Genomic DNA, 8,580 nt, shown 5'->3' with positions numbered 1-8,580 from the left:
GTCTCGAGGGGAGGGCTGCGCCCGCTGCTCGATCAGCAGGAGGGCGCCGCTCAGGCCTCGACCCAGGTCCAGGTGCCGGCCGGGCCGTCGACCGAGACCTGGCCGCCGGTGCGCGTCACGGTGAAGACCGTCTCCTCCCCCGTGTCGTGCGCGACGACCCGGACCGGCGTCGCTCCGTCCGGCCCCGGGAACACCCTCAGCTCGAGCCCGTCGAGGTAGTCGTACTCGGCCGAGTCCTGGCGGGCCCCCACCGGGATCACCGCACCCTCGCGCACGTACAGCGGCAGCGAGTCGAAGCCGTGGACCTCACGACGCCACTCCCCCGTCGAGACGGTCCGCTCGCCCGTCCACCAGCTCGTCCACGTCCCGCGCGGGAGGTAGAACTCGACCGTGCCGTCCTCGGTGAACACCGGAGCGACGAGCAGGTCGTGCCCGAGCAGGTACTGCGTGTCGAGGTGGGCGGCGCTGCGGTCGTCCTCGAACTCGAGCGCCATCGGCCGCATGATCGGGACGCCGGTGCTCGCCGCCTCCGCCCCCGCCGCGAAGAGGTAGGGCATCAGCGAGAGCTTCAGCCGGGTGAAGAGCCGGGTGACCTCCACGGCCTCCTCGTCGAACGCCCACGGCACGCGCACCGAGGAGGATCCGTGCAGCCGAGAATGCGAGGAGAGCAGGCCGAACGCGAGCCAGCGCTTGAACACTCCGGGATTGGGCGTGCCCTCGAACCCGCCGATGTCGTGCGCCCAGAAGCCGAACCCGCCCAGGGCGAGCGAGAGGCCTCCGCGCAGGGTCTCGGCCATCGACACGTAGGAGGAGGTGTTGTCCCCGCCCCAGTGCACCGGCAGCGACTGCCCGCCGACCGTGGCGCTGCGGGCGAAGAGGACCGCGCGGCCCTCGCCGAGCTCCTGCTCGAGCACCTCGTGCACCGCGCGGTTGTAGAGCTGGGTGTACCAGTTGTGCATGGCCTCGGGGTCGGTCCCGTCGGCCCAGACGACGCCCTCCGACGGGATCCGCTCGCCGAAGTCGGTCTTGAAGGAGTCGACGCCCTGGCGCACGAGGACGCGGAGCTTCTCCTGGAACCAGGAGGTCGCCTCCGGATTCGTGAAGTCGATCAGCGCCATGCCGGCGACCCACATGTCCCACTGCCAGACGTCGCCGGAGGCCGTTCTGAGCAGGTACCCCTTCTCGCGCCCCTCGGCGAACAGCGGCGAGGCCTGCGCGATGTACGGATTGATCCAGACGCAGGTGTGCAGCCCGCGCTCGTGCAGGCGGGCGAGGATCCCCTCGGGGTCCGGGAAGGTGCGCGGGTCCCACTCGAGGTCGGTCCACTGGAACTCGCGCATCCAGAAGCAGTCGAAGTGGAACGCCGACAGCGGCAGCTCCCGCTCCGCGAAGCCGTCGATGAAGGAGTTCACCGTCTCCTCGTCGTAGCTCGTGGTGAAGCTGGTCGTCAGCCAGAGCCCGTAGCTCCAGGCGGGGACGACGGAGGGGCGGCCGGCGAGACCGGTGTAGCGCCGCAGCACGTCCTTCTTCGTCGGGCCCTGGATCACCAGGTACTCCAGCGCCTCGCCACCGACCGAGAACTGCACGCGCTCGACCGCCTCGGAGCCGATCTCGAACGAGACGAGGCCGGGATCGTTCACGAGCACGCCGTAGCCGCGGCTGGAGAGGTAGAACGGGACGTTCTTGTAGGCCTGCTCGGAGGAGGTGCCGCCGTCGGCGTTCCACACGTCCACCGTCTGGCCGTTCTTCACGAAGGGGCCGAAGCGCTCGCCGAGCCCGTAGACCAGCTCGCCGACGCCGAGGTCGAGTTGCTCGTGCAGGTAGGCGGCTCCGTCCGGTCCGGTCAGGTAGCCCTGCGCCTTGTGCCCGGACCCGGTGAGGCGCGTGCCGGTCGAGGTGTCCCAGAACTCCAGCGACCACGGAGCGCCCTGCCTGATCCGGACCTCGAGGTCGCCGGTGCGCAGCACGCCGCCGGACTCCGTCACCTCCGCCGCTCCGACGTCGCCCTCGGCCAGCTCGAAGCCGGGGCGGGAGGCCGTCCCGCGCCAGTGCTCGATCCGCACCCGCGCGACCCCCTCGGCCGGCGAGGACACCGTGACCGTGAGCGCCGGCCGGTTGAGGACGTCGCCGCGGCCCTGGATGACCCGGGTCGGGGCGATCACCTCGAGCGAGGTGCCGTCGGTGCGGATGTCGTACGCCTCCTGCGCGAACAGGGGCGTGAATCCGGCCCGCGTCTGCCAGAACCCGTCGGTGAACTTCATGGGGGTGCCTTTCGATGGCGCGCCGGCGGATCCCGTGAGGGAGGCGCCGACGGAGGGAGAGAGGGCTACTTGACCGCGCCGGCGGTGATGCCGCGGGTGAGGGTGCGCTGGAAGATCAGGAAGAAGATCAGCGTCGGGAGAAGGCCCAGGAGGGCGCTCGCGCTGGTCGTGGTGACGTCCATGATCTTGTCGCCCTGGAGGCTCGAGATCGCGATCGGGACGGTCTGCGTCGCGTCGCTCACCAGGAAGACCAGCGGGATGAGGAACTCGTTCCAGGTCCAGATGAAGAAGAAGATCATCAGCACCGAGAGGGTGGGCCGCGAGATCGGGACGATCACCCGTGTGAGGACCTGCCACTTCGAGGCGCCGTCGAGAGCCGCGGCCTCGAGGATCTCCTTCGGGAAGGTGCCGTAGACGCTCGAGAGCAGATAGGTGCCGAACGCCGACTGGATGACGGTGAAGATGACGATGACCGACAGCTGGGTGTCGTAGATCCCGACCGCTTTGAACATGTAGTACAGCGGGTAGAGCAGGGCCTCCTGCGGGAGCATGTTCGCCAGCAGGAACAGGACGATGATCCAGCTCCGGCCGCGGACCCGGCCGATGCCGATCGCGTAGGCGTTCAGCACCGAGAGGGCGACGGCGAGGATCGCGACCGACCCGGAGATGAGGATCGAGTTGCCGAGCTTCTCGGGGAAGTCGACGCGGCTCCAGAAGGTCGAGAGGCCGTCGAAGGAGAGGCCGGTCGGGAAGGCGAGCGGGCCGTTCGCCGAGTACTCCGCGGGGGTCTTGAAGGAGTTGAGCAGGATCAGCAGCACCGGGCTGATGATCACGAGCCCGATCACCACGGCGACGGCGAGGATCACCCAGTCGCCGAGGGTGCGCTTCGTCGTGCCCTTCGCGGGCTTGGCGGGACGGGAGGACGGGAGGTCCGCGTCCTGCGTGCCGGCCTGGGTGAGGGGCAGGGTCTCGATGGCCGACATCAGCGGGCTCCTTCGCTGCGCTCGACGCGCTCCTGGGCGCGGATGAACAGCACGGCGAGGATCACGATGACGATCGTGAGCGCGGTCGCGATGGTGGCGCCGTAGCCCACCTGCTGCTTCTGGAAGAACTCGGTGTACGAGTAGTAGGAGGGGACGATCGTGGAGTCGCCGGGGCCGCCGCGGGTCAGGGCGTAGATCGGGCCGAAGACCTTCAGCGCGGCGATGGTGCAGGTGAGGGTGACCACGAAGATCTCGGGCCGGATGATCGAGACCGTGATCCAGCGGAAGCGCTGGAACCAGTTCGCCCCGTCGAGCTCCGCCGCCTCGTAGAGCTCGGGGTCCACGCGCTGCAGTGCCGCCATGAAGATGACGACCGGGTAGCCCAGCTGCACCCAGATCATCACGACCAGGATCGAGAGCATCGCGGTGTCCGGCTTGCCGAGCCAGTCGTGCGAGAGGGAGCCGAGCCCGACGGCCTCGAGGATCGAGTTCAGCGCGCCGTTGTCGGGGCGGAGGATCCAGCCGATGACGATCGCGGCGATGACGGTCGGCAGGATCTGCGGAAGGTAGTAGGTGGCGCGGAGGAAGCTCGCCAGGCGCCCGCCGAACTTCTTGCCGACGAGATCGAAGAGGATCGCCGCGAGCAGGAGTCCGAGGATCGTGGGGACGATCACCATCGCGATGATCATGTAGACCGAGTTGAGGAACGAGGTCCAGAACTGGTCGTCGCCCATCAGCTCGATCCAGTTGTCGAGGCCGATGAAGATCGGCGGCTTGATGCCGCGCCAGGACGTGAAGCTGATGTAGACGTTCCAGATCAGCGGGATCAGCACGATGAACGTGAAGAGCACGAACCCGGGGATCAGGTAGAGCCAGTAGCCGCCGGAGCGCTTCTCGCGGGGCGGCGTCGTGGGAGGCGGCGCGCTCTCCGCGCGACGAGGTGCTGTCGTCGTCATGGGTACTCCTAGGTCGGACGGGGTCGTGGGTGTGCTGCCGCGGGATGCCGCTCCGGTACGGAGGCGACGGCGTGTCGCGTACCGGAGCGGCATCCAGCGGGGGGGGTGGAGGCTCGGCGGTGTTCGTGCGACCCCCTCGAGGGGTCGCCGTCACGTCCTCAGGTCTTCCACGGCCGTTCCGCGCCTGCAGGCGCGGGGCCGGCCGCCGTGGCCGACATCACGTGACGCTTCCGCGTCACGTGATGTCGGCGACTCCGTCGTCGTACTTGGCCTGGAGGTCGGAGAGCATGGCGGACTCGTCGGAGGAGCCGTTGATGAGCTCCTGCGTGGCGGCGACCAGGTCGTCGTAGAAGGTCGCGGTGGGCCAGTCGGGGTAGAAGGAGAGCTGGTCGCCGTCGACGACCGTCTTCCACTGCGAGAGCAGCGCCTTGCTCTTCTCGTCGGTGATGGCGCTCTCGTCGACGACCAGCGGGATGCCTCCGTTGTTGCCGATGAGGTTCTGGATCTCGGGTCGCATCGTGATGTCGATCCACTTGTAGGCGAGGTCCTTGTTCTTCGCCGTCTCCGGGATCACCCAGTGGTTGCCGGCGGAGCCCATCGTGAACTCGGCGCCCGGGAAGAGGAACGTGTCCCATTCGAATCCGGTGATCTCGGTCTTGAAGCGGCCGAACCACCAGGAGCCCGAGAAGAAGATCGGGTACTCGCCCGAGATGAACGCCGTGCCCGCGTCCTCCGCCTTCAGCCCGGAGGCGTCGGCCGAGAAGTAGCCCTTGTCGACGTAGGTCTTCAGCTGGTCGGCCGCGTAGCTCCAGGCCGCGTCCTCGAAGTCGACCTCGCCCGTGTAGGTCTGGTAGTCGGTGATCCAGGAGCGGTCGGCCTTCAGCAGCGCGAGCTGGTAGAAGAGCTGCTGCAGCGGGTACTCGGCGCCGGCCTCGGCCAGCGGGGTGATCCCCTTGGCCACGAAGGCGTCGAGGACGGCCGTGAACTCCTCGTAGGTGGTGGGGACCTCGAGGCCGTTCGCGGCGAAGGCGTCCTTGTTGTAGTAGACGAAGGTGAACTCGCCGTAGTTGGGGATGCCGTACCAGGAGCCGGAGCCCATGATCCCGTTCTCGTCGTACTTCGCGGTGGTCTGCAGCGCGCCGGGGATCAGCGAGTCCCAGCCGTAGAACGCGACCGCCTCGTCGAGGTTGGTGAGCAGGCCCTGGCTCGAGAGGAGTCCGCTGGTCGCGTTGCCCTTGTTGTACTCGACGACGTCGGGCGCCGAGTTGGAGTTGAAGATCTGGCTGGCGCCGGTGCGCAGCTGCTCGAAGGCCTTGAACTCGTACGCGATCTCGGCCCCCGTCTCCTGGGTGAAGATGTCGCGGGCGGCGAGCCAGGCGATGCCGCGGTCGCTGTCGGGCGTCTCGAAGTCCCAGAGCGTGAGGGTGCGGCCGGCGCCGTCGACCGTGGTCGAGAGCGCGTCGGAGCCGGCGTCGGAACCGCCACCGGAGCAGGCGGCCAGCGCGAACATCGCGCTGAGGCCGACTCCTCCGGCGAGGAGGTTGCGCCGGCTGAGACCGGCGGTCGGGCGGTGGAAGGCGGAGCGGGATCGGAGCGACATTGCGGTGGTTCTCCTTCGAACGGTGCGGTGGTGCTGCGGAGGTGGTGCAGGGAGCGCTCTCTCGCGGAGGCGCGGTGTCGAAGCGTTTCGACAGTGCGCAGAGCCGGAGCGGGCGAGAAGAGGGTGGAGGACTAGAGGGAGGCCGGCGCGAGAGTGCCGGACGGGACCGCCGGCACCGGAGCGCCGGTCGGAGCGACCGCGAGGGATCCGCGGTCGACGTAGGAGGGCGGGAGCAGCTCGACGCCGACGGTGCGGCCGGAGTCGATCTGCTGGAGGGTCCGCGCGACGGCCGCTCGGCACATCGCGTCGAACGGGAGGGGAAGACTGCTCGTGGGGACAGGGAGGGCGCCGCCGCCGTAGCTGGCGCAGGCCGCCAGGATCGACAGGTCGCCGGGGACGGAGAGGCCGCGCTCGAGGACGCGCTCGATCGCCGCCTCCGCCACGGGCTCGTTGCAGTGCAGCACGAGCGCGGTCGGCGGGACGGGTGCGGCGAGGATCGCGTCGATCGCGGCCGATGCGCTCGGGCGGCCGATGTGCGGGCGCTCGACCGCGATCTCGACTCCGAGCGCTGCGGCCTCGGCGCGGAACGCCTCGTCGAAGCGGCGGACGAAGCCGGCGTTGCGGTCGGTGTAGGACTGCGGGTGCTCGAGCAGGCCGAGCGAGCGGTGGCCCAGCTCGGCGAGCCGGCGGACGCTCTGGCGGGCGGCCTCGGCGAAGTCGAGGTCGACGCAGGCGAGATCGTGGGAGTCGGCGGGCACGCCGATGAAGGTGGCGGGGACCCCGGCCGCGCGGATCAGCTCGGCGCGGTCGTCGTCGTCGTCGACGCCCATCAGGACGATGCCGTCGACGAGCGAGGAGGAGGACACGCGCCCGATGCCGCTGGAGGCCTCGTCGGTGACGAGCAGCAGGACGTCGTAGTCCGACTCCCGGGCGCGCTCGAGCACCTCGGTGACGAAGCGCATGTGGGTCGGCAGATGCAGCTCGCCGCGCATCGGGGCGGAGAGGGCGAGGATGTGGGTCCGCGCCCCGGCGAGCATCCGGGCTCCCGCGTGGGGCCGGTAGCCGAGCTGGCGCACCGCGTCGTCGACGCGCTGCCGTGTGGAGGCGGCGATCGAGCGCTTGCCGGAGAGGGCGTAGGAGACGGTGCTGATCGAGACTCCGGCAGCGCGGGCCACGTCGTGGATGGTCGCCATGGCTCCTCCTGCCGGACGTCGTCGTCGGTCGCGGTCGAGCTTCGAAGCGCTTCGACCGGTCGTGCTGGAGCGACTGTACGCACAGTCGAAGCGCTTGCGCAAGCGATCCTCGCGACGTCCTCCCCGGGCACCGGCCCGCTCCGCGAGCGGTTCCGCGGCACGAGCGGGCGGCACCCGCGATGGGGCCGGAGGGCGACGCGCCGGGCCTTCCGCTCGTTGCGCCTCTCGATCCTCAGGAGATATGTTGGGCTCAACAACAATTCGGCGACGTCGCCGGAAAGGATTCGGATCCCATGTCCCTGACCCCCACCCGCGCCGACAAGTTCTCGTTCGGCCTCTGGACCATCGGCTACAACGGGACGGACCCGTTCGGTGGCCCGACCCGCGAGCCGCTCGACGTCGTCCACGCGGTCGAGAAGCTCGACGAGCTCGGCGCGTACGGCCTCACCTTCCACGACGACGACCTGTTCGCCTTCGGCTCCACCGACGCCGAGCGCCAGACCCAGATCGACCGCCTCAAGGGCGCGCTGGAGTCCACCGGCCTCATCGTGCCGATGGTCACCACCAACCTCTTCAGCGCCCCGGTCTTCAAGGACGGCGGCTTCACCTCGAACGACCGCGACGTCCGCCGCTTCGCGCTGCGCAAGGTCCTCCGCAACATCGACCTCGCCGCCGAGCTGGGCGCGAAGACGTTCGTCATGTGGGGCGGCCGCGAGGGCGCCGAGTACGACTCCGCCAAGGACATCCGCGCCGCGCTCGAGCGCTACCGCGAGGCCGTCAACCTGCTCGGCGACTACGTCACCGACAAGGGCTACGACATCCGCTTCGCCATCGAGCCCAAGCCGAACGAGCCCCGCGGCGACATCCTGCTTCCGACGCTCGGCCACGCGATCGCGTTCATCGACTCCCTCGAGCGCCCCGAGCTCGTCGGCGTGAACCCCGAGGTCGGCCACGAGCAGATGGCGGGCCTGAACTTCACCGCCGGCATCGCCCAGGCGCTGTACCACGGCAAGCTCTTCCACATCGACCTCAACGGCCAGCGCGGCATCAAGTACGACCAGGACCTGGTCTTCGGCCACGGCGACCTGCACAACGCGTTCTCGCTCGTCGACCTCCTCGAGAACGGCGGCCCCGGCGGCGTCCCGGCCTACGACGGCCCGCGCCACTTCGACTACAAGCCCTCGCGCACCGAGGACGAGACCGGAGTCTGGGACTCGGCCGCCGCGAACATGCGCACCTACCTGCTGCTCAAGGAGCGCGCCGCGGCCTTCCGCGCCGACCCCGAGGTGCAGGAGGCGCTGGCCGCCGCGAAGGTCGCCGAGCTCTCCACCCCGACGCTGAACGAGGGCGAGTCGTACGACGACCTGCTCGCGGACACCGCCTCGTACGAGTCGTTCGACGCCGACGCCTACCTCGGCGGCAAGGGCTTCGGCTTCGTGCGCCTGCAGCAGCTGGCGACCGAGCACCTGCTCGGCGCCCGCGGCTGACCCGCACCCCCTGAGCCCGCGGTCCGCCGCGGGACGACCTGAGACGGACGAGATCCCCTGCACCGGCACGGGATCTCGTCCGTTCTCCTGCATCCGGCCC

6 protein-coding genes are annotated in these 8,580 nt (G+C 69.6%); 1 reads left to right on the top strand and 5 read right to left on the bottom strand.

Going from position 1 to position 8,580, the window contains the following annotated elements:
- Positions 1-50 precede the first annotated feature (50 nt).
- The 5 genes from yicI to C5C44_RS15685 form a co-directional block, all read right to left on the bottom strand.
- Positions 51-2,261 (bottom strand): alpha-xylosidase, encoded by a 2,211-nt coding sequence (gene yicI, locus C5C44_RS15705; protein WP_104336169.1) that lies wholly within the window; start codon positions 2,259-2,261, stop codon positions 51-53.
- Positions 2,262-2,326: 65 nt separating this feature from the next.
- Complete coding sequence (locus tag C5C44_RS15700; protein WP_104269664.1) at positions 2,327-3,244, bottom strand: carbohydrate ABC transporter permease; 918 nt, start codon at positions 3,242-3,244, stop codon at positions 2,327-2,329.
- Complete coding sequence (locus C5C44_RS15695) at positions 3,244-4,200, bottom strand: carbohydrate ABC transporter permease (RefSeq protein ID WP_104336168.1); 957 nt, start codon at positions 4,198-4,200, stop codon at positions 3,244-3,246. The genes C5C44_RS15700 and C5C44_RS15695 overlap by 1 nt, the downstream gene beginning before the upstream one ends.
- 235 nt (positions 4,201-4,435) lie before the next feature.
- Positions 4,436-5,800 (bottom strand): ABC transporter substrate-binding protein, encoded by a 1,365-nt coding sequence (locus C5C44_RS15690; RefSeq protein WP_258060612.1) that lies wholly within the window; start codon positions 5,798-5,800, stop codon positions 4,436-4,438.
- Between the two features lie 131 nt (positions 5,801-5,931).
- A complete protein-coding gene (locus tag C5C44_RS15685; protein ID WP_104336167.1) occupies positions 5,932-6,993 on the bottom strand; it encodes a LacI family DNA-binding transcriptional regulator in 1,062 nt (353 codons plus the stop codon).
- Positions 6,994-7,286: 293 nt separating this feature from the next.
- Between C5C44_RS15685 and xylA the strand changes: the two genes are divergently transcribed.
- On the top strand, positions 7,287-8,480 hold the full coding sequence (gene xylA, locus C5C44_RS15680; RefSeq protein WP_104224876.1) for a xylose isomerase: 1,194 nt from the start codon (positions 7,287-7,289) through the stop codon (positions 8,478-8,480).
- Positions 8,481-8,580: the final 100 nt, after the last annotated feature.

Origin of the sequence: Rathayibacter sp. AY1F6 (genome assembly GCF_002932035.1) — a bacterium.
In the GTDB taxonomy this organism is placed as follows: Bacteria; Actinomycetota; Actinomycetes; order Actinomycetales; family Microbacteriaceae; genus Rathayibacter.
This window is presented reverse-complemented; position numbering and strand designations above follow the sequence as displayed.

Bases quoted from the DNA above. Each gene is read 5' to 3' on its own strand.
- yicI (WP_104336169.1), bottom strand. From the start codon at position 2,261: ATGAAGTTCACCGACGGGTTCTGGCAGACGCGGGCCGGATTCACGCCC.
- C5C44_RS15700 (WP_104269664.1), bottom strand. From the start codon at position 3,244: ATGTCGGCCATCGAGACCCTGCCCCTCACCCAGGCCGGCACGCAGGAC.
- C5C44_RS15695 (WP_104336168.1), bottom strand. From the start codon at position 4,200: ATGACGACGACAGCACCTCGTCGCGCGGAGAGCGCGCCGCCTCCCACG.
- C5C44_RS15690 (WP_258060612.1), bottom strand. From the start codon at position 5,800: ATGTCGCTCCGATCCCGCTCCGCCTTCCACCGCCCGACCGCCGGTCTC.
- C5C44_RS15685 (WP_104336167.1), bottom strand. From the start codon at position 6,993: ATGGCGACCATCCACGACGTGGCCCGCGCTGCCGGAGTCTCGATCAGC.
- xylA (WP_104224876.1), top strand. From the start codon at position 7,287: ATGTCCCTGACCCCCACCCGCGCCGACAAGTTCTCGTTCGGCCTCTGG.